The organism is Methylobacterium sp. CM6257 (assembly GCF_054611515.1).
This window is the reverse complement of record NZ_CM137735.1, coordinates 4,708,567-4,733,407: the sequence shown is the minus strand read 5'-3', so window position 1 is coordinate 4,733,407 and position 24,841 is coordinate 4,708,567. Positions and strand designations below refer to the sequence as shown.

21 protein-coding genes are annotated in these 24,841 nt (G+C 68.6%); 12 read left to right on the top strand and 9 right to left on the bottom strand.

What is annotated here, in order from left to right:
• Positions 1-91 precede the first annotated feature (91 nt).
• Complete coding sequence (locus ACYCO6_RS22975) at positions 92-1,066, top strand: homocysteine S-methyltransferase family protein (protein ID WP_459763617.1); 975 nt, start codon at positions 92-94, stop codon at positions 1,064-1,066.
• A 151-nt stretch (positions 1,067-1,217) separates the two neighbouring features.
• On the opposite strand, the gene ACYCO6_RS22970 is transcribed toward ACYCO6_RS22975, so the two are convergent.
• On the bottom strand, positions 1,218-4,949 hold the full coding sequence (locus tag ACYCO6_RS22970) for a vitamin B12-dependent ribonucleotide reductase (RefSeq protein WP_459763615.1): 3,732 nt from the start codon (positions 4,947-4,949) through the stop codon (positions 1,218-1,220).
• Positions 4,950-5,462: 513 nt separating this feature from the next.
• Here ACYCO6_RS22970 and ACYCO6_RS22965 point away from each other — a divergent pair.
• Both ACYCO6_RS22965 and ACYCO6_RS22960 read left to right on the top strand, forming a co-directional pair.
• Positions 5,463-5,879, top strand: coding sequence for an NADH:ubiquinone oxidoreductase subunit NDUFA12 (locus ACYCO6_RS22965; protein WP_459763613.1), 417 nt, complete (start codon positions 5,463-5,465; stop codon positions 5,877-5,879).
• A gap of 128 nt (positions 5,880-6,007) precedes the next feature.
• A complete protein-coding gene (locus ACYCO6_RS22960; protein ID WP_459763611.1) occupies positions 6,008-6,667 on the top strand; it encodes a DUF2155 domain-containing protein in 660 nt (219 codons plus the stop codon).
• A 4-nt stretch (positions 6,668-6,671) separates the two neighbouring features.
• On the opposite strand, the gene aat is transcribed toward ACYCO6_RS22960, so the two are convergent.
• From aat to ACYCO6_RS22940, 4 genes are all read right to left on the bottom strand, one after another.
• Positions 6,672-7,355 carry a leucyl/phenylalanyl-tRNA--protein transferase gene (aat, locus tag ACYCO6_RS22955; RefSeq protein ID WP_459763609.1) on the bottom strand — a complete coding sequence of 228 codons (684 nt, stop codon included), beginning with the start codon at positions 7,353-7,355 and terminating at the stop codon, positions 6,672-6,674.
• Between the two features lie 77 nt (positions 7,356-7,432).
• Positions 7,433-8,785 (bottom strand): acetyl-CoA carboxylase biotin carboxylase subunit, encoded by a 1,353-nt coding sequence (gene accC, locus ACYCO6_RS22950; RefSeq protein ID WP_459763607.1) that lies wholly within the window; start codon positions 8,783-8,785, stop codon positions 7,433-7,435.
• A gap of 105 nt (positions 8,786-8,890) precedes the next feature.
• Positions 8,891-9,364 carry an acetyl-CoA carboxylase biotin carboxyl carrier protein gene (accB, locus tag ACYCO6_RS22945; protein WP_459763605.1) on the bottom strand — a complete coding sequence of 158 codons (474 nt, stop codon included), beginning with the start codon at positions 9,362-9,364 and terminating at the stop codon, positions 8,891-8,893.
• A gap of 161 nt (positions 9,365-9,525) precedes the next feature.
• Positions 9,526-10,308: a DsbA family protein gene (locus ACYCO6_RS22940; RefSeq protein WP_459763603.1), complete on the bottom strand. Its 783-nt coding sequence runs from the start codon at positions 10,306-10,308 to the stop codon at positions 9,526-9,528.
• A 215-nt stretch (positions 10,309-10,523) separates the two neighbouring features.
• On the opposite strand from ACYCO6_RS22940, the gene ACYCO6_RS22935 reads away from it, so the two are divergent.
• On the top strand, positions 10,524-11,678 hold the full coding sequence (locus tag ACYCO6_RS22935) for a pyridoxal phosphate-dependent aminotransferase (protein ID WP_459763601.1): 1,155 nt from the start codon (positions 10,524-10,526) through the stop codon (positions 11,676-11,678).
• A gap of 4 nt (positions 11,679-11,682) precedes the next feature.
• Here ACYCO6_RS22935 and ACYCO6_RS22930 read toward each other — a convergent pair whose 3' ends face one another.
• Entirely contained in the window at positions 11,683-12,381 is a 699-nt protein-coding gene (locus tag ACYCO6_RS22930) for an HAD-IA family hydrolase (RefSeq protein WP_459763599.1), read from the bottom strand.
• A 162-nt stretch (positions 12,382-12,543) separates the two neighbouring features.
• Between ACYCO6_RS22930 and ACYCO6_RS22925 the strand changes: the two genes are divergently transcribed.
• From ACYCO6_RS22925 to ACYCO6_RS22895, 7 genes are all read left to right on the top strand, one after another.
• On the top strand, positions 12,544-13,008 hold the full coding sequence (locus ACYCO6_RS22925) for a hypothetical protein (protein ID WP_459763597.1): 465 nt from the start codon (positions 12,544-12,546) through the stop codon (positions 13,006-13,008).
• 130 nt (positions 13,009-13,138) lie between these two features.
• A complete protein-coding gene (gene rpiA, locus ACYCO6_RS22920) occupies positions 13,139-13,852 on the top strand; it encodes a ribose-5-phosphate isomerase RpiA (RefSeq protein ID WP_459763595.1) in 714 nt (237 codons plus the stop codon).
• 43 nt (positions 13,853-13,895) lie between these two features.
• A complete protein-coding gene (locus tag ACYCO6_RS22915; RefSeq protein WP_459763593.1) occupies positions 13,896-14,456 on the top strand; it encodes a DUF2059 domain-containing protein in 561 nt (186 codons plus the stop codon).
• Between the two features lie 58 nt (positions 14,457-14,514).
• Positions 14,515-15,735, top strand: coding sequence for an O-antigen ligase family protein (locus tag ACYCO6_RS22910; protein ID WP_459763591.1), 1,221 nt, complete (start codon positions 14,515-14,517; stop codon positions 15,733-15,735).
• On the top strand, positions 15,732-17,114 hold the full coding sequence (gor, locus tag ACYCO6_RS22905; protein ID WP_459763589.1) for a glutathione-disulfide reductase: 1,383 nt from the start codon (positions 15,732-15,734) through the stop codon (positions 17,112-17,114). The genes ACYCO6_RS22910 and gor overlap by 4 nt, the downstream gene beginning before the upstream one ends.
• A gap of 55 nt (positions 17,115-17,169) precedes the next feature.
• The gene (locus tag ACYCO6_RS22900) at positions 17,170-17,490 is read left to right on the top strand and encodes an RNA polymerase sigma factor region1.1 domain-containing protein (RefSeq protein ID WP_459763587.1); all 321 of its coding nucleotides are present in this window, start codon (positions 17,170-17,172) and stop codon (positions 17,488-17,490) included.
• Between the two features lie 116 nt (positions 17,491-17,606).
• Complete coding sequence (locus ACYCO6_RS22895) at positions 17,607-18,989, top strand: class II 3-deoxy-7-phosphoheptulonate synthase (RefSeq protein WP_459763585.1); 1,383 nt, start codon at positions 17,607-17,609, stop codon at positions 18,987-18,989.
• Positions 18,990-19,297: 308 nt separating this feature from the next.
• Here the strand turns inward: ACYCO6_RS22895 and ACYCO6_RS22890 are convergent, their stop codons facing one another.
• On the bottom strand, positions 19,298-22,165 hold the full coding sequence (locus ACYCO6_RS22890) for an EAL domain-containing protein (RefSeq protein ID WP_459763583.1): 2,868 nt from the start codon (positions 22,163-22,165) through the stop codon (positions 19,298-19,300).
• Positions 22,166-22,378: 213 nt separating this feature from the next.
• Between ACYCO6_RS22890 and ACYCO6_RS22885 the strand changes: the two genes are divergently transcribed.
• Positions 22,379-22,756: a cupredoxin domain-containing protein gene (locus ACYCO6_RS22885; RefSeq protein ID WP_459763581.1), complete on the top strand. Its 378-nt coding sequence runs from the start codon at positions 22,379-22,381 to the stop codon at positions 22,754-22,756.
• A 6-nt stretch (positions 22,757-22,762) separates the two neighbouring features.
• On the opposite strand, the gene ACYCO6_RS22880 is transcribed toward ACYCO6_RS22885, so the two are convergent.
• Positions 22,763-24,037 carry an efflux RND transporter periplasmic adaptor subunit gene (locus tag ACYCO6_RS22880; protein WP_459763579.1) on the bottom strand — a complete coding sequence of 425 codons (1,275 nt, stop codon included), beginning with the start codon at positions 24,035-24,037 and terminating at the stop codon, positions 22,763-22,765.
• Between the two features lie 97 nt (positions 24,038-24,134).
• Positions 24,135-24,839 (bottom strand): sulfate transporter family protein, encoded by a 705-nt coding sequence (locus ACYCO6_RS22875; RefSeq protein ID WP_459763577.1) that lies wholly within the window; start codon positions 24,837-24,839, stop codon positions 24,135-24,137.
• Positions 24,840-24,841: the final 2 nt, after the last annotated feature.

Here is a 24,841-nt window from a genome sequence, read left to right as displayed (position 1 = left end):
CGCAGGCTGCGCGACGAGATTGCGGGCTCGCTGGGAATGGCAACCGCCCGCACCATCAACGGAATCGGTCTGCCTGCTCCGGAGGCGCGCGATGCCCCTGTTTCGCAGTGCTCTGCCTCAGCTCAGCGGGCGTCCCTTCCTGACCGACGGCGGCCTTGAGACCACCCTCGTGTTCTTGGAAGGGCTCAGCCTGCCCTGCTTCGCGGCGTTTCCGCTACTCTGTAGCGAGGAAGGTCAGAGCCGGCTGCTGCGCTTCTTCGAACCCTACATCGCGCTCGCCCGGCGTTACCGGGCCGGCATGATCCTGGACACACCGACGTGGCGGGCCAATCCCGACTGGGGCGCGCAGCTCGGCTTCGACGCAGGTGCCCTCGCCGACGTGAACCGCGAAGCCGTCCGGTTCGTCGCGGCCCTGCGGCATCGCCATGCCGGCGCCGATCTGCCACTCGTTCTCAACGGCGTGATCGGACCGCGCGGCGACGGCTACAGCCCCGAATCGGACATGTCGGCCGATCAAGCCGCCGACTACCACCGCGCCCAGATCGAGGTTTTCGCCGCCGGCGAGATCGACATGGTCAGTGCGGTCACGCTGACCTCGGTCGCGGAAGCGGTCGGCATCGCCCGCGCGGCCCAGGCGGCCGGCCTGCCGGTGGTGATCTCCTTCACGCTCGAGACCGATGGCCGTCTGCCCTCGGGGCAGGCCCTCGGCTCCGCGATCCGAGAGACCGATGCGGCTACGGGGGCCTACCCGGCTTACTACATGATCAACTGCGCGCACCCGGTGCATTTCGAGACCGTACTGGCGGACCAGGAGCCCTGGCTCGAACGCCTCCGAGGCCTACGAGCCAATGCCTCGACGAAGAGCCACGCCGAACTCGATGCCGCCACCGAGCTCGATATCGGCGAGCCCCGGGATCTGGCGCGCCGCTATGCCGGTCTCCGGAGACGCCTGCCCAAACTTACCGTGCTCGGCGGGTGCTGCGGCACTGATCACCGGCACCTCACCGCCATCTGCGAGGCCTGCTTCGAGGAGGCCTCGACGTCAGTCCAGAGCGGGAGCCGGTGAAGGGGCTGGCTGTTTGGCGCGAAGAGCACGTCATCGCAGGAGGGGTCGATGGGCTTCTACGCGCCTCACATAGTGGCTCAGACTTCAGTTCGGTGGGCCGATTCTATGGTTCGGCCCACACTCGCTACAACGCCGCGACCGGATACCCGGCTCATGAGCAGCCGGTGGTGCTCCCGCAAGTATCGCACTTCAGGCAGGTGCCGTTGCGGACCAGCGTGAAATTCGCGCATTCCGGGCAGGCCTCGCCGACATAGCCCTTCATCTTCGCCTCGGCGCGGCGGTCGGCGACGCTCCGCTCCGCCTTGGCGAAGGGGAGGGTCTCGGCGATCGTCTCAACCTGCTCGGCCGCCGCCGGCTCCGCCTTCAGCGCCGCGCTGCCGCGGATCGCGTGGACCGTGCCGCCGGCAGGCGACGACTGGCCGGCGCTCGCCGCACCGACGCCGAGGCTGCCGCCGGCCGGACCGCCCTGGATCAGGGTCAGCCGGTCGGCCGAGCCGCGGAGCAGGCCGCGGGAGACGATCGACGATGCGGGAGCCGGCTTCGGGCCCTCGCGGGTCGTGTCGCCGCTCTCGCCGCCGCCGATCACCGTGCCGCCGATCTCGGCGGGGCTGACATGGGCGAGGTCGGCGCGGCCGAGATACGAGACCGCCAGCTCGCGGAACACGTAGTCTAGGAGCGAGGTCGCGTTCTTGATCGCGTCGTTGCCTTGCACGAAGCCCGCTGGCTCGAACCGCGTGAAGGTGAAGGCCTCCACATATTCCTCCAGCGGCACGCCGTACTGGAGCCCGAGCGAGATCGCGATGGCGAAGTTGTTCATCAGGCTCCGGAAGGTCGCGCCCTCCTTGTGCATGTCGATGAAAATCTCGCCGAGGCGGCCGTCATCGTACTCGCCGGTGCGCAGGTAGACCTTGTGGCCGCCCACCACCGCCTTCTGGGTGTAGCCCTTGCGGCGGGCCGGCAGCTTCTCGCGGGAGCGGATCCGCTCGACGCGCTCGATCACCCGCTCGACGATCTTCTCCGCGGCGGCGGCGGCCTTGGCGGCGGCCGGGGCCTGGATCAGGGCCTCGATTCCCTCATCCGCCTCATCGTCCTCGTCCGAGATGAGGGCGGCGTTGAGCGGCTGCGACAGCTTCGAGCCGTCGCGGTAGAGGGCGTTCGCCTTCAGGGCGAGTCGCCAGGACAGCAGATAGGCCGCCTTGCAATCCTCCACCGTGGCGTCGTTCGGCATGTTGATGGTCTTGGAGATCGCCCCCGAGATGAAGGGCTGCGCCGCCGCCATCATGCGGATGTGGCTCTCGACCGACAGGTAGCGCTTGCCGATCCGGCCGCACGGGTTGGCGCAGTCGAAGACCGGGTAGTGCTCGAGCTTCAGGCCCGGCGCGCCCTCCAGCGTCATCGCCCCGCAGATATGGGTGTTGGCGGCCTCGATCTCCTTCTTGGAGAAGCCGAGGAACGGCAGCAGCTCGAAGGTCGGGTCCGACAGCTTCTCGGCCGGGACCTTGAGGGTCTGCGTGAGGAAGTCGTCGCCCAGCGTCCAGCGGTTGAACACGAACTTGATGTCGAAGGCCGATTTCAGGCCCTTCTCCACCGCGGCGATCTTCTCGTCGGTAAAACCCTTGGCGCGCAGCGTCGTCGGGTTGATGCCCGGCGCCTGCCCCATGGAGCCGTGGCCGACCGCGTAGGCCTCGATCTCAGCGATCTCGGATTCACGGTAGCCGAGCGCCCGCAGGGCGTCCGGAGCGGCCTGGTTGATAATCTTGAAGTAGCCACCGCCGGCGAGCTTCTTGAACTTCACCAGGGCGAAGTCGGGCTCGATGCCGGTGGTGTCGCAATCCATCACGAGGCCGATCGTGCCGGTGGGCGCGATCACGGTGGCCTGCGCGTTGCGGTAGCCGTGCTCCTCGCCGAGCTGGAGCGCCCGGTCCCAGGCGGCGCGGGCGTGGTCACCCAGATCCGCCTGCGGGATGTTGGCGTGGTCGAGGGCGACCGGCGCGACGTTCAGGAACTCGTAGCCCTCGGTCTCACCGTGGGCGGCCCGGCGATGGTTGCGGATCACCCGCAGCATCGCGTCGGCGTTCTCCTCGTAGGCCGGGAAGGTCCCGAGTTCGGCGGCCATCTCGGCCGAGGTGGCGTAGGCCACGCCGGTCATGATCGCGGTGAGCGCGCCGGCGAGCGCCCGGCCCGCATCCGAATCGTAGGGTAGGCCCATCGTCATCAGCAGGCCGCCGATATTGGCGTAGCCGAGGCCGAGCGTCCGGTAGCGGTAGGAGAGTTCCGCGATCTCCTTCGAGGGGAACTGCGCCATCATCACGGAGATCTCGAGCACCACCGTCCAGAGGCGGTTGAGATGCTCGAACGCCTCCACGTCGAAGCGCTTCGTCTGCCGATCGTACAGCGTCAGCAGGTTCGCCGAGGCGAGATTGCAGGCAGTGTCGTCGAGGAACATGTACTCGGAGCACGGGTTCGAGGCCCGGATCCGCCCGCCGGCCGGACAGGTGTGCCAATCGTTCATCGTCGTGTTGAAGTGCAGGCCGGGATCCGCCGAGGCCCAGGCCGCCTCGCCGATCCGCTCCCAGAGGTCCCGTGCCTTCAGGGTCTTCGTGACCTTGCCGGTGGTGCGGGCCGTGAGGTTCCAGTCGGCATCCGCCTCGACAGCGCGCAGGAAGTCGTCGGTCAGCGAGACCGAGTTGTTGGAATTCTGGCCCGAAACCGTGAGGTAGGCCTCGGAATCCCAGTCGGTGTCGTAGACGGGGAACTCGATCTTGGTGAAGCCCTGGCGGGCGAACTGCACGACGCGCTTGATGTAGGCATCCGGCACCGAGGCGCGGCGGGCCGCCTTGATCTCGCGCTTGAGCGCCGGGTTGCGCTCCGGATCGAAGCAGGCGTCACCCTCGGCCTCACACTGGGTGCAGGCCTTCATCACAAGGTTCAGGTGCTTCGAGACGACCTTCGAGCCGGTCACCAGGGCGGCGACCTTCTGCTCCTCCTTGACCTTCCAGTCGATGAAGGCCTCGATATCCGGGTGGTCAATGTCGACGATCACCATCTTCGCGGCGCGCCGCGTGGTACCGCCCGACTTGATCGCGCCGGCCGCCCGGTCGCCGATCTTGAGGAAGCTCATCAGACCCGACGACTTGCCGCCGCCGCCGAGCTTCTCGTTCTCGGCGCGCAGCATTGAGAAGTTCGAGCCGGTGCCCGAGCCGTACTTGAACAGGCGCGCCTCACGCACCCACAGGTCCATGATGCCGCCCTCGTTCACGAGGTCGTCCTGGACCGACTGGATGAAGCAGGCATGCGGCTGCGGATGCTCGTAGGCCGAGGCGGACTTGGTCAGCGCGCCGGTCTGCGGGTCGCAGTAATAGTGCCCCTGGCTCGGGCCATCGATCCCGTAGGCCCAGTGGAGGCCGGTGTTGAACCATTGTGGCGAGTTCGGCGCCACCATCTGGCGGGCCAGCATGAAGCGCAGCTCGTCCATGAAGGCCGAGGCGTCCTCCTCCGAGGAGAAGTAGCCGCCCTTCCACCCCCAGTAGGTCCAGCAGCCGGCCAGCCGGTCGAAGACCTGTGTGGCGGAGCATTCGGAAACGAAGCGCTCCTCCTCGGGGAGCTCCGCCAGGGCCGCCTCATCGGGAACCGAGCGCCACAGGAAGGAGGGAACTGCATTCTCCTCGACCTTGCGGAGCCGGGCCGGGACGCCCGCCTTTCGGAAGTACTTCTGCGCGAGCACGTCGCTCGCCACCTGGCTCCAGCTCTCCGGCACGTCGATGCCGTCGAGGCGGAACACCACCGACCCGTCGGGATTGCGGATCTCGCTGAGCGCCTTGCGGAACGGAATGCCGGCGTAGGGCGATTGTCCGGCCGTGGTGTAGCGACGCTCGAACCGCATGAAACACACCTCTCCCGACGGGACACGACGGTCCCGGCCCCGCGAGACGCGGGGTCTGTGCCCGATGATGGGATTCGCTCCCGGCCGCGCCAGATGGACAGACGCGCGTCGGGTTCGCGAACGAATGCGTGGAACGGTCGACCCTGCCGAAACGCACCACTCCAAAGGGCGCGACCGATGCAGGGAGATTACCGCTCCCTCCGCTCTCTCGTCAACAAGTGGTGTGCGACGACTCGGTTCCACGCTAGATGTTGTGCCGGCTCGCAAAAGCCTGTGGATATCAGCGCAGGCCCCGATAAGTGTCGTTCCGGCTTTCCGGATTCGGAACGGGAAAATTTTAGATTCACAGGACGAAAGGTCGGCGATTCCGGGCAGCCAGCCACGGGGCTGGCGGAGGGGCCTGAGCGTTGCCGCGCAGCGACACTTCGGTCAGGACGCTGGACTCGCGCGCGCGCGGTCACCATAACGGCGCCGAGAAGCGCCTCGGCGGCGCGACACGACCCGGGACCGGCGATGGCGCTGAAGGACACTTTGCTGCGCGTCTTCACGTGGTGGAACGGCCAGACCGTCTCCGTCGCGCTCCAAACCGCGCGAACCGGCATCTTCGTCGGCGAGGACGAGTTCGGCAACAAGTACTACAAGGCGGAAGGGCCGCTGATCGACCGCTCGGTCGGGTCGGAACGGCGCTGGGTGGTCTATAACGGCTACGCTGATGCCTCAAAGGTGCCGCCGGGCTGGCGCGGCTGGCTCAGCCACAACTTCGACGTCGCCCCGAGCGAGGAAGACTACAGGCCGCGGGCGTGGCAGAAGCCGTATATGGAGAATCAGACCGGCACGCCGAACGCGTACCGCCCGCAGGGGTCCCAGCTCTCCTGGGGATCGCGGCCGGCGGCGACCGGCGATTACGTGTCCTGGACGCCGGGCGAATAGCCCGGCCGGCTCCGAGCCCGTCTGGCGCCCTTTTGCCGCCACCGTTGCGGTGTTCATGGCGGGCAATCCCGACCGTCCGCCGCGCATCTGATGGCGCGACCGGCCTCCCTCGTCTAGGGGTCCGAGCCTTGAGCCGCATCACAGCCCTCGCACGTCGCGCGCTCGTCCCGGGCCTCGCGCTCGTACTCTGCGCCGGCCCGGCCGCGGCCGACAAGATCAAGAACCCGACGGCCGTCTTCTCGGGCCTCGACAAGATCACCGGACGAATCGTGTCCTTCGAAGTGGCGGTGGACGAGACCGTCCAGTTCGGCGCGCTGCAGCTCACCCCGCGGGTCTGCTACACGCGCCCGCCGACCGAGACCGCCAAGACCACGGCCTTCCTCGAAGTCGACGAGGTGACCCTCGACAACAAGTACCGCCGCATCTTCACCGGCTGGATGTTCGCGGCGAGCCCGGGCCTGCACGCGATCGAGCACCCGATCTACGACGTGTGGCTGGTCGATTGTAAGGGCGGCAGCGACGTCATCGCCGAAGCGAAGGAACAGGAGGACGTCCCGGCGGTGGCGGCCAAGCCCGAGAAGCCCAAGCGGCCCGGCAAGGATGCCACCAAGACGGCGCAGCAGATCAACGCGGCCGGTCAGGTGGACGTCGAGGCGCCGCGCGGCGTGCCGGTGCAGCCCCGTCAGAAGCCCTCACGCAAGTTCTTCCCCTCGAACGAGGGTCCGGCGGCCGCGCCGCCTCCGCCGCCGCATCAGCCGCAGAACCTGTTCGACGCCCTGTTCCGCTGAGGCTCTAAGTCCCGTCGCCCGCGCCCAGCGCTTCAAGGACGCGCGCGCCCGGGACAGAACCGTCGCAGGGCCAGACGTTCCAAGTCGCCGTCTGGTCGAGGGCCTCGGCGAGCCGGCGCTTGTACACGTGCCGTGGCAGCTCCTCCGCGCCGAACTGTGCCAGGTGCTCGGTCACGAACTGCGTGTCGGCAAGACGATAATGCCCGGCCCGCAGGCGCCCCATCAGGTGGACGAGGGCGACCTTCGAGGCGTCGCGCACCTCGTGGAACATGCTCTCTCCGAAGAAGGCGGCTCCGAGAGAGACCCCGTACAGGCCGCCCACGAGCCGCCTCTCATCGCCGGCATAGACCTCAACCGTGTGGACGTGCCCGAGTTCGTAGAGCGCGCCGTAGAGTTCGCGAATGCGCCCGTTGATCCATGTCCGCTCGCTGTCCCGACGCGGGGCCGCGCATCCCGCGATTACCCCGTCGAAATCCGTGTCGCACCGGACCTCGAACAGATCGGACCGCACCGTCCGGGCGAGGCGCCGCGGTACCCGGAAGGCGTTCAGCGGCAGCACGCCGCGCGCCCGGGGCTCGACCCAGTAGAGGGTCGGATCGTGCGCGTCCTCGGCCATCGGGAAGATGCCGGCCGCGTAGGCCTTCAGCAGGATCTCGGGGGTGATGTCCACGCGGCTGGAATCGTGCATGGCCTTAATGTCGCGCGCGGCCCGACCGAAGGCCAGAGGCCACGCAGCGCGATTCCCGCGTTGTCGGCCAGCCGTGCTCAGGCCTTCATGCCGCCGGCTTCCAGGAAATGCTCCAGCCAGTGGATGTCGTAAAGGCCGTTCTGCACGTCGGGATTGCGGACCAGGGTCCGGAACAGCGGCAGCGTCGTGTCGATGCCGTCGATGACGAACTCGTCCAGGGCTCGGCGCAGGCGCATCAGGCACTCGTTGCGGGTGCGGCCGTGTACGATCAGCTTGCCGATGAGCGAATCGTAGTGGGGCGGGATCCGGTAGCCCTGGAAGGCCGCCGAATCGACCCGGACACCGAGGCCGCCCGGAGTATGATAGTGCGTAATCTCGCCCGGCGATGGACGGAAGGTCTCCGGGTGCTCGGCATTGATCCGGCACTCGATCGCGTGGCCCTCGACCTTGATGTCCGATTGCGAGACGGAGAGCGGGCCGCCAGAGGCGACCTGGATCTGCTCGATCACGAGATCGATCCCGGTGATCATCTCGGTGACCGGATGCTCGACCTGTATGCGGGTGTTCATCTCGATGAAGTAGAACCGCCCATCCTCGTACAGGAACTCGATGGTACCGGCGCCGAGGTAGCCGAGCTCCTTCATGGCGTTCGCGCAGACGCCGCCGATCTCGGCGCGCATCGACTCGTTGAGCGCCGGCGAGCCGCCTTCCTCCCAGACCTTCTGGTGACGGCGCTGGAGTGAGCAGTCGCGCTCGGCAAGGTGCACTGCACCGCCGCGGCCATCGCCCAGCACCTGGACTTCGATGTGCCGGGGCTTCTCGAGGTACTTCTCCAGATAGACCGCGTCGTCGCCGAAAGCGGCCTTGGCCTCGGAGCGAGCCATACCGATCGCCTGCTCCAGCTCGGCCTCCGACCGCGCGACCTTCATGCCGCGCCCGCCGCCGCCGGCGGCCGCCTTGACCAAGACCGGGTAGCCGATCTCGGCAGCCACGCGCTTGGCCTCGTGGGGATCCTCGACGCCGCCCTCCGAGCCCGGCACGCAGGGAATGCCGAGCTTGAGCGCGGTGCGCTTAGCCTCGATCTTGTCACCCATGGTGCGGATATGCTGCGCCTTGGGACCGATGAAGCCGATCTGATGGTGCGCCAGCACCTCGGCGAAGCGGGCATTCTCCGACAGGAAGCCGTAGCCGGGATGCACGGCATCCGCCCCGGTGATCTCGCAGGCGGCGATGATCGAGGGAATGTTGAGATAGCTGTCGCGGGCGGAAGGCGGTCCGATGCAGACGCTCTCGTCGGCCAGCCGCACGTGCATGGCATCCGCATCCGCGGTGGAGTGGACCGCCACGGTGGCGATCCCGAGCTCCTTCGCCGCCCGCAGGATGCGCAGGGCAATCTCACCGCGATTCGCGATCAGGATCTTGTCGAACATCGGACCCGTTAGGGCATCCTGGCGATCCCGGACCGCGCAGGATGCTCTATCCTCTCGTTATGCGGCGTCTTCCAGGATGGACGGGCGCGCGGCCCGACGCATGTCCTAGCTGATGACGAGCAGAGCCTCGCCGAACTCGACCGGCTGGCCATCCTCGACGAATATGGCGCTGACCGTACCGGCGCGGGGCGCCACGATCTCGTTGAAGGTCTTCATCGCCTCGATGAGGAGCAGCTTGTCGCCGATCTCGACCTTCGATCCGACATCGATGAAAGTCTTGGCCTCGGGCGAGGGGCGCAGATAAGCGGTGCCGACCATCGGCGAGGGCACGGCCCCGGGATGGGAGCGGGCCGGCTCGGCCGCCGCGACCGGCGCGGCTGCGGGTGCGGCCGCGGGAGGCGCCGCAACGGCCGCAATCGGGGCCGGGGCCGCGACCTGAACGTTCACGGGTTCGAGTCGCCGCGCGACGCGGATGCGCAGGTCGCCCTTCTCGACCTCGATCTCGGACAGGCCGGTCTCGGTGACGAGGATGGCGAGCTCGCGCACGAGCTCGGGATCGATGGCATCGTTCTTTGGCATCCGGCCTACTTCGTCTCGCGGCGCTTCGGTCCGTCCATCCGGCTTCGGCGCTGGATCTCGACCGCGCCCCTGCGGCTGGCGGCTCTTAGACGAAGGCGGCCCGGCGCGACAAGGCCGCGCGGTTCGCCTCCGGTCGCGTTCAACGCCTCAGCCCGTCCCGCTCAGCAGGAGGCGTGCCCGCACTGGCGCACGTCGGCGATGGTCTTGCGCATCGGCTCGATGCCGACCGCGCCCGGAATGACCTCGTCCCCGATGATGAAGGCCGGGGTGCCCGACAGGCCGAGGCGGTCGCCGAGACCCCGGTTCTCGCTGAGCGCGGCCTTCACCTCGGGGGCGGCCATGTCCTTCTGCAGCTTGGTCGTGTCGACGCCCAGATCCTTGGCAACCTGGATCGCCCGGGCGCCGTTCACGCGGCCCTTCGACTCCAGAAGCTTCTGGTGGAACTCGAACAGCTTGTCGCCCTTGAGCTGCTGGCGCACCGCGATGGCGACCTGACTGGCCTCAAGCGATTCCGGACCCAGCACGGGAAAGTCCTTGATGACCACGCGCAGCTTCGGATCGGACTTGATCAACGCCTGCACATCCCCGAGCGCCTTGCGGCAGTAGCCGCAATTGTAGTCGAAGAACTCGACCATCGTGACGTCACCCGAGGGGTTCCCGGCGACCACGTCGTGGGGCCCGTTGATGAGCGCCTCGCGCGCCTCCTTCAGGGCGGCGGCCTGGGCGAGACGCTGGGTCTCCGCCTGCTGCTTCTCGGCCTCGGCCAGCGCCTCCTGGAGCACCTCCGGGTGCTTGATCAGGTACTCCTTGACGATCGCCTCGATGCCGGCGCGCTGCGCGTCCGTGAAGGGTTGAGCGGCCGGTGCCGAGGTCTGCGCGAGAGCCGGACCGGCGAAGAGGCCGAGCGCCAGAGCCAGCGCGGGCAGGGGACGGATGAAAGGCATGGATCCTCGCTTGCGCGGCGGCCCGGGCCGCACGTGTCGGGAGCGTTAGGCATTGGGTTAGGCGTTTTCGCGGCGTCCGGTCAAATCCCAAGCCGGCCCCGCGAATCGGCCGCGACCGCCGGTCGCTCGAGGCGGCGCCCGGTTGAGGCTTGAGCCGCCAGGGTCTACCCCCGTGCGTCGGCCCACCGGCCGCTTTCAACGCTTCGAAGGACCGCATGACCCCGATCTCCCGCCGGGCCGCCGCCGTCCAGCCCTTCCTCGCCATGGATGTCATGGCCGCCGCGGCCGCCAAGGCCCGCGCGGGCGACGACGTGGTGCGGATGGAGGTCGGCCAACCGTCGGCACCCGCGCCCCGCGCGGTGATCGCGGCCGCACAAAACGCCCTCGCGTCGGGCCGTGTGCCGTATACCGAGGCGCTCGGCCTGCCGGCCCTGCGCGAGCGTATCGCCCGCGACTACGCCGAGCGCCACGGCGTCCCGGTCAGCCCGGAGCGGGTGGTGATCACCACCGGCTCGTCGGCCGGCTTCATCCTCGCCTTCATGAGTCTGTTCGATGCCGGCGCCCGGGTCGCGGTGCCGCAGCCCGGCTACCCGGCCTATCGCAGCATCCTGGCCGCGCTGGATCTCGTGCCCGCTCCGATGGTGCTGCGCGAGGAGGACCGCTTCGCCCCCACCGCCGCCCTCCTGCGCGCGACCCATGCCCGGGAACCGGTCGCGGGCGCGCTTGTGATGAGCCCGGCAAACCCATCCGGTACGGTCATCACGGAGCCCGCCCTGCGCGACCTCTGCGCAGCAGCGCGCGCCCTGGGCCTCCCGCTCATCTCCGACGAGATCTACCATGGCCTCAGCTACGGCATTCCCACCGTCACGGCCCTGCGCTTCGATTCGGACGCGGTGGTGATCAACTCGTTCTCGAAATACCACTGCATGACCGGCTGGCGCGTCGGCTGGATGGTCGTGCCGCAGGCGCTGGTCCGGCCGATCGAGCGGCTCGCGCAGAATCTCTACATCTCGGCGCCCTACCTGTCGCAGGTCGGCGCGCTGGCGGCCTTCGACGCCACCGAGGACCTGGACGCCGTGCGCGACGGCTACGCGCGCAACCGGGCGATCCTGCTCGACGCGCTGCCCGGCCTCGGGCTCGGCCGCGTGCACCCGGCCGACGGCGCCTTCTACCTCTATGCCGACGTGGCGAACCTCACCAATGACGCTTCCGCCTTCTGCCGGCGGATGCTCGACGAGGCGCACGTGGCGGCAACGCCGGGCCTCGATTTCGATCCGGAACTCGGAAGCCACCACGTCCGGTTCTCGTTCGCGGGCTCGGAGGCCGAGTGCCGCGAAGCCGTGGCGCGGCTCCGGGCGTGGCTCCGCTGACGGATCAGAGCGCCTCCACCGGGACCAGAGTGCCGACCGCCTCGACGAGCTGCGAGAAGTGCTCGATCACCCGGTCCGGCCCGAGATCGGTCACCGGCACATCGGTGTAGCCGAAGGTCACGGCCACGACCGGGATACCGGCGGCCTTGGCGGTGTCGATATCGGTCCGGGAATCACCGACCATCACGGCGCGGGCCGGGTCGCCGCCCGCGCGCGCGATGGTGCCGGTCAGGTGGCGCGGGTCGGGCTTGAAGTGCGGGAAGGTATCCCGGCCGCAGATCGCCGCGAAGCGATGCCCGATCCCCAGGATGCGCAGCAGCTCGACGGACTGGCCCTCGTACTTGTTGGTGCAGACCGCGAGGCGGAAGCCCGTCTCCTCGAGAAGGTCCAGGGCCTCGACCAAGCCCGGATAGAGGTGGGAGGTATCGGCGAGATGGTCGCCGTAATGGGCGATGAAATCCGCGAAGAGGCGGTCGTGGTCCTGAGGCGAGAGGGTCCGCCCTTCCGCCTCGAAGCCGCGCCGGATCAGGGCCTTCGCGCCTGCTCCGATCAGCCCGCGCGCCTGGGACAGCGGCAGTTCGGTCAGGCCCTCGCGCCGCAGAAGCACGTTGAGCGTGCCGATGAGGTCGCCAGCGGTCTCGGCGAGCGTCCCGTCGAGGTCGAACACGGCGATCGGCGGCTGGGTCGTCGGTTCGGCGGACATTCTCGATGGGCTCCTGGTGGCTGGGGCCTCGCTACCGGGGTGCAGAGGCGGGAGCAAGCTGGCCGGCGGCGTGCCGACCATGCGTGACCGGACCGGTCGAACGCCCCAGACTCGCCCGAAAGCTTAGCGAAAGGCAGCCTTCACCAGCCCCCGGGATCCGCGATGAAACCGTCTCTGCCCTTCCTGGCCGCCTGCGCGGCTCTCTATTCGCTGCCGGCGGCGGCGACCTCGTTCGAGTTCGTACCCGCGCCCCAGACTGACCTGAACCGGATGTACCGGGTCGACAAGGTGACCGGCGAGGTCACCTCTTGCCAGTACGGTCTGCAGGAATCCGGTGGCGGAATTGGCCAGACGGTCTGTTTCGGGCCGGGCGAGGGCGCCGGGGCTCAGGCCCCATCGGAATACGGGCTGGTGGCGAGCCGCCATACCCGCGAGGCCGGCGTCTTCCGGGTGAACTACCGGACCGGCGAGATGAGCATCTGCTTCGTCCTGGTGAAGAAGGAGCAGGTTGTCTGCACGCAACAGGCCAAGCCCGGCTCCGAGGGCGCGTCCGATGCGCCGCTGACCGGGCCGGCGCCCGGGCGGGCCGGGGCCAGCGCCACGCCGACACAGGGCGCCCGCCCGTGACGCGGCATTGCCGGCGCGGGCGTTCCGGTCCGCGCTGTCACGTGCTAGGGGCCGGCCGACTCCCGCGGAAAGACCGGCTGCCCATGACGCGCGACATCCCGATCCACCCCGTCGACCGGGCACTGCCGCGGTGAGCGGGCCGGACCTCCGCCGGGCCGCCGCAACGCGCGCCCTCGATCTGGTCGAGCCCGGCATGCGGCTCGGCCTCGGCACCGGTTCCACGGCGGCCGCTTTCGTGGCGCTCCTCGGCGAGCGGGTCCGCGGCGGACTCGACATCGTCGGCGTTCCGACCTCGGAAGCGACTCGGGCGCAGGCCCAGGGCCTCGGCATCCGCCTCGCCACCCTCGACGAGCAGCCGGAACTCGATCTCACGATCGACGGGGCCGACGAGGTCGACGAGCAGCTGCGCCTGATCAAGGGCGGCGGCGCGGCGCTGCTGCGGGAGAAGATCGTCGCCTTCGCGAGCCGCCGAATGGTGGTCATCGCCGACGCCGCCAAGCGCGTGGGCCGGCTCGGCACCTTTCCCCTGCCGATCGAGGTGAATCCCTTCGGCCTGACGGCCACGCGACGGGCCGTGGAAGCGGCGGTGGCGGGTGCCGGCTGCACCGGCGCCGTCCGGCTGCGCTGCCAGGCGGATGGCAAGCCCCTGGTGACCGACGGCGGTCATCATATTCTCGACGCCCATCTCGGCGCCATTCCCGATCCCGAGACCCTCGGGGCCGCACTCTGGGCGGTCCCCGGCGTCGTGGAGCACGGCCTGTTTCTCGGCATCGCCGATGCCGCGATCCTGGCTGCCGCGCGGGATGGACAGGCCGAGATCACCGTTCTCGGCAGCCTCGCCTGAGGCGCCCCCCTCCCTGCAGGCAATCCTCGCAAGAAAGTCCAGCATGTCCCGACGCTTCACCGCCGCGCTCGGCCTCGCGCTTCTGGCGCTCCCTCAGGCTGCCTCCGCTCAGGCGAACAAGCCCGCGCTGGCCCAACCGTCGGCGCAGCCGAGCACCCCGGCCGCCAACACTGCCACGGAGACCTTCACGCCCAGCCATCTCGCGTTGGCCCGTGAGGTGATGCTCAGCTCTGGCATCGCCCGCTCCTTCGACTCCGTCCTGCCCGCTTTCGCCGATCAGATCCGCAAGCAGACGGTCACGCGGCCCGAACTCGCCAAGGATCTCGACGAGGTCCTGGCCTCTCTGCAGCCGGAGATGGAGCTGCAGAAGCAGCGCATGATCGACATCGCGGCGCGCAGCTACGCGAGGAAATTCTCGGAAGCGGAGCTGAAGGAGATCGCGACCTTCTTCCGGTCACCCGCCGGCAAGCACTACGTCGAGGCGCAGCCGCAACTCCTCGATGAGATGGTGCAGGAGATGCAGGACTGGACCCAGGACGTGTCGGAATACGTCATGGTCCGGGTGCGCGCCGAGATGGGAAAGCGCGGACATCAGATGCAGTGAAAGTGCCCCGCTCCTCAGAGCGGATCGGCGTGACGGCAGGCCTCATGAGCGCGGCTGCATGAGTGCGGCCGGTCGCCTCTACGCGGCGGGCGGAGGACTCCTCGCCAGCATGCCGCTGGCGATGGTGTTCGCCAATCGCTCGAGCCCGGCTCTGGTCGGGCTCGCGGCATTCGCCTTCCTGGTGGGTCGCCTTATCGAGGATCCCGCCGGCCTGCGCGGCCGTCTTCTGGCGCCGCTCGCGAGTCCCTTCGGAGGAGCGGCGCTCGCCTTCCTGGGCTGGAGCCTCATCTCGCTCGCCTGGAGCCCGTTCCCGGGCTCGTCTCTCCGGATGCTCGGTGAGTTCCTGCCGACCCTCGCCGCGTCCTACCTCCTCGCCATTTTGGCGCCGGGCCGGATCCCGGCCTTTGCGCCGCGCCTCGGGGCGATCGCGATTGTGCTGGCCGGCGGTCTGATCGCGGTGGATCTCGCCTCCGATCTCGCCCTGGAGCTGGTGCTGGGACGGCGGGTCGCCGCCTTCGTGCACAACCGGCCGGCCCTGACCCTCGATCTCGTGGCCGGGCCGCTCGCTCTGGTCCTGTGGCGCGTCCAAGCCCGAGGCCTCGCGGCGGCTGTGCTGGCCTTCGCGGCGCTCGGCGTACTGCGCTCCATCAGCGGCGCCGCCCAGCTCGGCCTTCTCGCAGGTGTCGCGATGTTCGGCGTCGCCCGGCTGCTCCCGCGGCCCATCGGCATCGGTCTCGCCGCCCTCGGTCTCGGCCTCGCGATCGCGTTGGCCCCCGTCGAAGGCGACCTCCTCGCCCGGTTCATGCCGGAGGCGGCCCACGCGCATCTCGTCCAATCCTCCTCCCGGGCGCGCGTCGCCATCGCGCGCAGCTTCGGGGCGGCCGTGGCGGCCGACCCCTGGCGCGGGGCGGGCTACGGCACGAGCGCACGCTTTGCGGACACACCGGTGGCGCAGGGTCTGGACCCCGAGATGCGGGTCCTTCTCGGTGTCGGCCATCCCCACAACAGCTTCCTGCAGGTCTGGGCCGAACTGGGATTGCCGGGGGCGTTCCTCGCTGCGCTCACGCTGATGCTGATGCTGACACGAATCGGCTCGATGCCGCTGCCGGACCGGTCCGTCGCGCTTGGCCTCGTCGCCTGCGCGGCGGTGATCGCCTTCGTGGAGCACAATGGCTGGGCCGCGTGGTGGACGGCGGGGCTCGGCGCTGCCATGTCGTGGATGCGCGAGGCGTCCCGGCCCCGCGCCGATACGCGACCCGAGATGGACGGTCCCGCATGAGCGATTTCGACGTCGACCTCTTCGTCATCGGCGGCGGCTCGGGTGGCGTCCGCGCGGCACGGATCGCGGCAGGTTACGGCGCGCGGGTCATGCTCGCGGAGGAGTATCGGGTCGGCGGCACCTGCGTGATACGCGGCTGCGTCCCGAAGAAGCTGATGGTCTATGCCGGGCGATTCGCCGACGAGTTCGAGGACGCCGCTGGCTTCGGCTGGACCGTCGAGAAGCCGCGCTTCGACTGGGGCGTTCTCAAGAGCCGCCGCGACGCCGAGGTGACGCGACTCGAAGGGATCTATGACGCGAACCTGATCCGGGCCGGCGTCGAGATCGTGCCGGAACGGGCCGTCATCGAGGATCCGCACACCGTGCGTCTCACCGGATCGGACCGGACGGTGCGGGCGGAGCGAATCCTCATCGCCGTCGGCGCCCATCCCCTCAAGGAGCCCGCGGTGCCGGGCATCGATCTGGCGATCACCTCAAACGAGGTGTTCGAGCTGGAGAGCCTTCCCCAGCGCATTCTGGTGATCGGCGGCGGCTACATCGCGGTGGAGTTCGCCGGCGTGTTCGCGGCGCTCGGCAGCCGGACGACCCTGCTGCACCGGGGCGACCGGCTGCTGCGCGGCTTCGATGACGAGGTCCGCGACGCCCTCGCGGAGGCCTACGGACGGCGCATGGACCTGCGGCTCGGCCAGACCCTGGCAGGCATCGAGCATCGGGAGGACGGGCTCTGCGCCCGACTCAACGACGGGAGCGCGATTCTCGCCGATCACGTCCTCGTCGCCACCGGACGACGTCCGAATGTGGCCGGGCTGGGCCTCGACCGGATCGGCATCGAGGTCGACGCCGCCGGGGCGATCCCGGTGGATGCCTATTCGCAGACGAAGGTTCCGTCGATCTACGCGGTGGGCGACGTCACCAACCGCGCCAATCTCACCCCCGTGGCGATCCGCGAGGGCCACGCCTTCGCCGACACGGTCTTCGGCGGCAGGCCGTCCTGCGTCGATCACCGCCTGATCCCCACCGCGGTTTTCTCCACCCCCGAAATCGGCGTCGTCGGCCACACGGAGGCCGCCGCCCGTGAGATCTACGGCAAGATCGACGTCTACAAGGCGCGATTCCGCCCGATGAAGGCGACGCTCTCCGGTCGCGAGGAGCGGATCCTCATGAAGGTGATCGTCGATTGCGCCACCGATCGGGTGGTGGGCGTCCACATCTTCGGCCACGACGCCGGAGAGGTGATCCAGGCCGTGGGCATCGCCGTCACCATGGGCGCCACCAAAGCCGATTTCGACCGCACCGTCGCGGTCCATCCGACGGCAGCCGAGGAACTGGTGACCATGCGTGTCCCGGAGGTCACCAAGCACCCGGTCGGTGTCGGCTGAGCACGGCGCGGCGCCGGGGCCTCGACGCCGGGCCGGCCCGAGCCATATCAGGGACATGGGCAAGCAGGGTGAAGGCAAGGGCAGGGGCGAGAACGACGCGCACGCGCGGCGGCAGGCGGTGATCGACCGCATGTTGGCTGATGCCCTGCGCCCGGCCTTCAGCCATCGTCCGCCGAGCCACGACGCGTTGTCGCCCGACATCCGCCGGGCGATCGACCGACTCCTTGCAAAGGCCGAAGCGCAGCGCAGCCGGAACCTGACCTACGACGATCTGGAGGAGGCTCTTCCACCGCGCGACGTCTCGGCGGAAGATCTGGAGGCGATCTTCTGGATCCTTGCAGAGCACGGCATCGAGGTTGAAGATGGCGAGGCCTGAAACCGGGGCGCGCCTGCCCCACCGTTTCCGGCACTCGCAAGTGCGAAGGAACCTCTCTATAAGCCGCGCTTCGCGCACGAAGCGCGGTCGCACGAAGAGGTGCGCGGAGAGAGACCATGGGCGAGCGTTGGACACCGAAGAGCTGGAGAGACCTGCCGATCGAGCAGGTTCCCACCTATCCGGACGCTGCTGCCCTCGGCGCCGTCGAGTCGCAGATCGCGAGCTTTCCGCCGCTGGTTTTTGCCGGCGAGGCTCGCAAGCTGAAGGCTGCGCTCGGGCGCGTCGCGGCAGGCCAGGCGTTCCTGCTCCAGGGTGGTGATTGCGCCGAGAGCTTCGACGAGCACTCTGCCGACAACATCCGCGACTTCTTCCGGGTGTTCCTGCAGATGGCGATGGTGCTGACCTTCGCGGGCGGATCGCCGGTGGTGAAGGTCGGGCGCATCGCCGGGCAGTTCGCCAAGCCGCGCTCCTCACCCACCGAGACCCTCGATGGCGTGAGCCTCCCCAGCTACCGCGGCGACATCATCAACGGCATCGGCTTCACGGAAGAGTCGCGGGTGCCGGATCCGCGGCGCCAACTCGAAGCCTACCGGCAGTCGGCCGCGACGCTGAACCTGCTGCGCGCCTTCGCCACCGGCGGCTACGCCAACCTGGAGAACGCGCATCGCTGGATGCTGGGCTTCGTGAAGGATTCGCCGCAATCCTCGCGCTACCAGGACGTGGCCGGCCGCATGACCGACGCGCTCGATTTCATGCGGGCAATCGGCATCAATCCGGAGACTCATCCGGAGGTGCGGACCACCGACTTCTACACCAGCCACGAGGCCCTGCTGCTCGGCTACGAAGAGGCGCTGACCCGCGTCGATTCGACCACGGGCGACTGGTACGCGACCTCCGGACACATGCTGTGGATCGGCGACCGCACCCGTCAGCCGGATCACGCCCACGTTGAATACGCGCGCGGCATCAAGAACCCGATCGGCCTGAAATGCGGCCCGTCCATGAAGGCGGACGGCCTGATCCGGCTCATCGACCTGCTCAACCCGGACAACGAGCCCGGCCGTCTCAGCCTGATCTGCCGGTTCGGAGCCGACAAGGTCGGCGAGCATCTGCCGGGCCTGATCCGGGCCGTCGAGCGGGAAGGACGGTCAGTGGTGTGGATCTGCGATCCGATGCACGGCAACACCGTCGCGGCCGGCCGCTACAAGACCCGGCCGTTCGAGCGCGTCATGCAGGAGATCGAGGGCTTCTTCGGCGTGCACCGCGCCGAGGGCACCTTCGCGGGCGGCATCCACTTGGAGATGACCGGCAAGGACGTCACCGAGTGCACGGGCGGTGCCCGGGCGCTCACCGCCGACGACCTGCAGGATCGCTACCACACCTACTGCGACCCGCGCCTCAACGCGGAGCAGGCACTGGAGGTGGCCTTCCGCACGGCCGAGTTGGTGAAGGCCGAGCGCAGCCACGTGGAGCGCCCGCGTCTCGACGCGGCGGAGTAGGGCGCTTCCTATCGCGACCCGGTTCGGCCTCGGCTCTCCCAGAGCCGAGGCCAGATCCGTTCCCTGAGCTACAGCACGGGTTCAGAATGAGGTTCGGGTCTCCACGAGCATCTGCCTAACGGATTTACACGCCCCCTTCAGGTGCCAGCGACCAGAAAAACCAGCCTAAGTCCCCTTCCGTAGCGATTTCGGGCTCGCCCGGGATCGTTCAAGGCTTTGGTGAGGGGAGCGCGTCGGCGAGGGCGATGGTCGAACATCGTCGCCGGCACGGGAGAGGGGATGCGTCGTGAACCGATGACCCGCCGTGCTCAGGCGATCGCCCGGGCCGAACCGTTCCAGCGGCGGATCACTTCGGCGACCTCCGATACGGGGACCGGTCGGCTGAACAGGTAGCCCTGGACCTCGTCGCACCCTTCCGCGCGCAACTGCGCGAGCTGCGCCTCCGTCTCCACGCCTTCCGCGGTCGTGGTCATCCCGAGGCTGGCGCCCAAGCCGATCACCGCCCGGACGATGAAGTCGGTCCCGTCCTTGATGCACAGGTCGCGGACGAAGGTCTGGTCGATCTTGATCTTGTCGAACGGGAAGCTGCGCAGGTAGCTGAGTGACGAGTAGCCGGTCCCGAAATCGTCCATGGCGACGCGAACCCCCAGCGCCTTCAGGCTGTGGAGGATCGCCGTTGTGGCGCCGGGATTGGCCACCAGAACCGATTCGGTGATCTCGAGTTCCAGACGACGGCCCGGCAGGCCGGTCCGCCGCAGCGCCTCGCGAACGGCGGTCACAAGGCTCGCCGACGTGAACTGGACGGCCGAGACGTTGACGGCGACCTTGAGGCCGTCCGGCCAGCGAGCCGCTTCCTCGCAGGCGCGGCGCAGGACCCATTCGCCCAGCGGAACGATCAGTCCCATCTCCTCCGCGATCGGGATGAACTCGGCCGGCGAAATGAAGCCCCGGATCGGATGATTCCAGCGCAGCAGCGCCTCGAACCCGCAGATCCGGTCGGTATCGAGGCTGTAGATCGGCTGGTAGTAGACCTCGAAGGCCTCTCGGGTGAGCGCGTCGCGCAGGTCGCGCTCCAGAATCCGCCGGGCCTGGAGACGGGCATCCATCTCGGGCTCGAAGAACCGGAACGAGCCGCGCGCCTCGGTCTTGCCGCGGTCGAGGGCGACCTCTGCGTTCTTGAGGAGCTTCTCGCAGCTCGTCCCGTCGCTCGGCGCCAGCGTGATCCCGATGGTCAGTCCGACGCTGATCTGGTGGCTGCTCAGGGTGTAAGGTGCGCCCACTACCTCGATGATGCGGCGGGCGAGCACGGCGGCATCCTCCGCCCGGTCGATGCCGCGCTGGACGATGATGAACTCGTCGGCGCCGAGCCGGGCCACGCAGTCGATTTCGCGCACGCAGGCGGTGAGACGGTTGCCCACCGCCGTGAGCAGCTCGTCGCCGACACTGTGTCCCAGCGTCTCGTTGACAGGCCGGAAATCGTCGAGATCGATGGCGAAGACGGCGAAGCCAGAGTCGCGGCCCGCCTGCGCGACAGCCGTCTCGATCTGCTGTCCCAAGGCCACCCGGTTCGGCAAGCCGGTGAGCATGTCGTGGTGCGCCAGGAAGGCGATCCGCGCCTCGGCCAGCCGGCGCTCTGTGACGTCCTCGTAAGTGGCCACGAACCCGCCGTCGGCTGTCTTGCGCCGATCGATCGCCACGATGCGGCCGTTGCCCAGCTCCTGAAAATGAGTGCGCCAAGCACCGTTGTGAAAGGCCTCCCGCTGCTGGCGCAGCAGGGTGGCGAGATCGCAGCCCGGGTGGTTGCCCACTGCGATACTGGCGCTCATGACTTGGTGGGTCGTCATTCCCGGCACGACCGCGCCCGCGGGCAGACCGTAAATCTCGCTATAGCGCCGGTTGACCACCATCAGGCGGTCCTGCGCGTCGAAGAGGCAGAGCCCCTGGGACATGTTGTCGAGGGCCGCGTCGAGCCGCAGATTGGTCTGGGTCAGCCGATCCTCCTGCTCCTTGAGCAGGCTAATGTCGCTGCACACCGCAATGAAGCCGCCCTGTTGGGTGGCGCTGCGGCTCACGCGGAGCCAGCGCCCATCGGCCAGCCGGATCTCGCCGTCGCGCGCAAGAGCCCTGAAGCAATCTTCGAGAGCCTCCGATCCGTCGGCAGGCTGCGCCAACGAGATCCCGGCCTCGATGGCCGGGCCCAGCCCGTCGAAGAAGCAGAGGGCCTGGGTGTTAGCCAGGGCGATGCGGCCGGCCGCATCGACGACCACAACGCCCTCTCGGGAGGTCTGGAGCGCATCCGTCACCAGCGCTTCGGCGGTGCGGCGCTGGCTGACCTCGCGCGCCATCATGGCCCGGATGTTGTCGCGCATCGTCGCCATGGAGCGGAGCAGACTGCCGAGCTCGTCGCGGCCGCCGGCCGGAATGCGATCGTCCAGACGACCGCTGGCGATCCGCTCCGCCGCCGCTGAGGCTGCCGCCAGCGGCCCGGTAATGCGGCGGTTGAGCAGCCAAGCGATCAGCGCGCAGGCAGCGATGGCAAGACCAGCCGCGATGGCGTTGACGTGTATCTCCTGGGCGACGAGCATGCGCGCCGCCTGTCTGAAGGTGAAGCCGTCTCCGGCAGTGTAATTGACCAGCAGGTCGATCTGGCTGTCGACCACGTTGGCCTGCTGGTCCAGGGCATCCCAGCGTTCCGGGCGCGCCGTGGCAGGATCCAGGGTGCGGCGCATCTCCTCCCAAGCGGTCACCGCCGCCTGGACCGCTCCGGCGGTACGGACCGCCCGGTCGGATTGCGAGCGCTCGACGGCGATCGTCAGATCCTCCGCCAGTGTCGTCGAGAGATCCGCGATCTCCGCGTCCAGCTTGGCCGCTTCGGCGGCGTTCTGAACGTGCGTCCGCCGGGCGAAAGCCGTCCGCATCTTGGCGAAATCGGCCGCCGTCGCGCGGGCGTAATTGATGGACATCAACGATTCGTCGTACGTGCGGTTGATGAGCGTCCCGATGTGCGAGATCGCAATGACTGCGTAGAGCCCGAGCGCGCCTGACAGCAGGCTCATGCTCAGGAAGGCGACGAAGATCCGGCCTCGGATCGTATTCGGGAGCCCCACGAATCCGCGTGCGGCGCGCACCCGCCCGGGTGGCCCCCTGTCATCCGTCGCTGTCTGGGGCTCTTGCATCGCACCGGCCGCCGTGTCGTACGTCCGGCGGAACGTAATTGCCACATATTAAGAGGCGATTAGCTCGGCGGTTTGAGAACTCGATTCAACATCAACGGTATGTCCCCTGCATAACCGGGGCGAACCGCGCGATCCGCGAGATACCGCGCATCGCGAAAATGATTCCTCAATCAAAGACAGCCAAGATCAAATCCTCGGAACCCGAGGAACAGCATGGCCGCCGCAGTGATAAGGTTCGCCACGTCGCCGGTCTTGAGGGCGACGATCTCCGCCGCGCTGGCGCTGGGGCTCGGGGCGGGCTGCGGATTGCTCCTGACCGGACAGCTGCAGGCCTCGGGCATCGCGGTGTCGCAGAAGGGCAGGATGTTCCATCCCGGCAATCTCGTCGTCACCCGCGGCGAGACGATCACCTTCGTGAACGACGACAGCGACCTGCTGCACCACGCCTACGTCGAGTCCGACAGCTTCAACTTCGATTCCGGAGACCAGGAGCCGGGCAGCCGCACCCCGGTCGCCTTCACCGAACGCGGGACCTTTCAGGTGCTCTGCGGCATCCACCCGAAGATGAAGCTCGTGGTCCGGGTGGATTGAGGGCGGTCAGCGCTGGGCCGAGCGCATCGGCGTCGCGGCCGGGTCCGGCTTCAGGCGCTCTACCGGCTGGCCGTCGCGCAGGTCCGGGGGCGGGCTGTAGATGATGTGGCTGTCGACCGACAGACCCGCTTCCAGCTCGAGAACCCGCCCGAGATCGCGCCGCACACGAACGGTCCGCCATCTCACCCGGTCGTCGCCGCCGATTTCGGCCACCTGCAGGCCGTTGGTGTTGAACACCGTCGCCTCCGCGGGCACCGTGATACAGGGTTCGGTGCGCGGGATCTTCAACGTCACGTAGGCGTAGAGGCCGGCCCGCAGAGCCCGGTCGGGATTGGGAACATCCACCTGCGTGGTGAGGGTGCGCGAGGCCGCGTTCAAAGCCACTGAGCTGCGTTCCACGAAACCCTCGAAGGTCCGGCCGGGCATCTGCGGCACGGTTATCGCGGCCGTCACGCCCGGTTTGACGCTCACGGCATCGTTCTGCGGCACGTTGACGGTGATGCGGAGCGTGCTGTCCTGGTCGATGCTCACGAGTGGCGTGCCGCCGTTATCGGCCCGGACCAAGTCGCCGACATCGACGTTGCGGACCGTGACGACGCCGTCGAACGGCGCCACAACCCGCTCGAAAGCCGTGAGCGCCTTCAGCCGCTCCACCACCGCCTCCTGAGTCTTGATGTTGGCGGTCGCAACCTTCACGCCCGCCTCCGCGGCTGCGAGCGTCGCCGCCTGCGAGAGGACACTGGCCTGCGCATTGTCGGCGTTCTGCCGCGAGGCCCAGCCCTGTACGGCAAGCGTCGTGGTCCGGTTGTTGGTGAGATTGGCGAGGTTCACATTGGCGCGGGCCTGCTCGACTTGAGCCTGCGCCTGGAGGAGCTGCGCCTTGAGCTGGCCGACCTGTGCCTCGGCCTGGGCGAGCTGCTGGTCGAGATCCGGCGCCGCGATCCGCAGCAGCAGGTCGCCGGCCTTGACCCGCGTGCCGATATCGACCCGGCGCTCGGCGACGTAGCCGGTGGCGCGGGCGGCGATCGCCGCCGTGGTGAAGGCCTGCGTCTCTCCCGGCAACACGAGATCGAGGGGTCCCTCCGCCCGTTCCACCGCGACGGTGCGCACCTGCGGAACAAGAGACTTGATCCGCTCCAGCGTCGCGGTCGCCTCGGTATTGCGCTGCCAGTGGCCATAGGCGCCCCAGGCCACGAGCCCAGCGCCGACCAGCCCCGCGAGGAGAAACGGGGCTTTGGGGGGACGCGGGGGGACGTCCTGCGCCGCGTCATGCCCCTTCATCGACCGCCTCTCCGCCCCGGACCATCCCGACCGGGCTGCGGCAAAGGTAGCGGCCCGAATCCATTGCGGCCAGAGCGGGGTTTGGCCGCATCACAGTCTACACCGCGCGCGGTCCCTCCAGGCGCATCTGCCGGCTCAGCCTTTTGTGCAGATGAACCATCAGGGCGATGCCGAACAGGGGTGTCAGCAGGTTGAGGACTGGAACCACCATCAGAGCGGCCAGCAGGCAGCCGGCCCCGAGCGTCCGGACCGAGAACACGCGGCGCATCTCGGCGGCCTGGGACAAGGGGCGGAACCGCGCGGCCGCCATCTCGAAATACTCGCGGGCGAGCAGGTAGGCGTTTGCGCCGAAGAAGGCTGCGATTCCGATCACCGGAACGAAGAAGATGATCAGCGCGGCCAGGTTGACCAACAGCGTCACGCCCGCGAAGCGGATCGCGTACAGCATGGCGGTTCCGAACGGCATGGCGCGGCCCGGCGGGTCGTCCGGGAAATCCGTGCGCTCCACGATCGCGGCGGCGTCGTCGAGGAAGAAGCCCGCCACCAGGATCGAGACCGCCGGCATCAGGTAGGCGAGCACCACGAAGAGGCCGAACCCCGCGAGATAGTAGGCGAGGCTGTCGAGGATCGGGTACTGGGCTGAGATATGGTGGCTCGCCTGGAAGGCCTGAATAAGCCGGGTCAGGCCCAGCCAGACCAGGACCAGGAGCCCGAGCGTCAGGCCGAGGGACTTCCAGAGGATCGCCCGCAGCGGCGGGGAGAAGGTCTGGCGCAAAGCCGCCGCGGCGGACTCGACGAGCATCG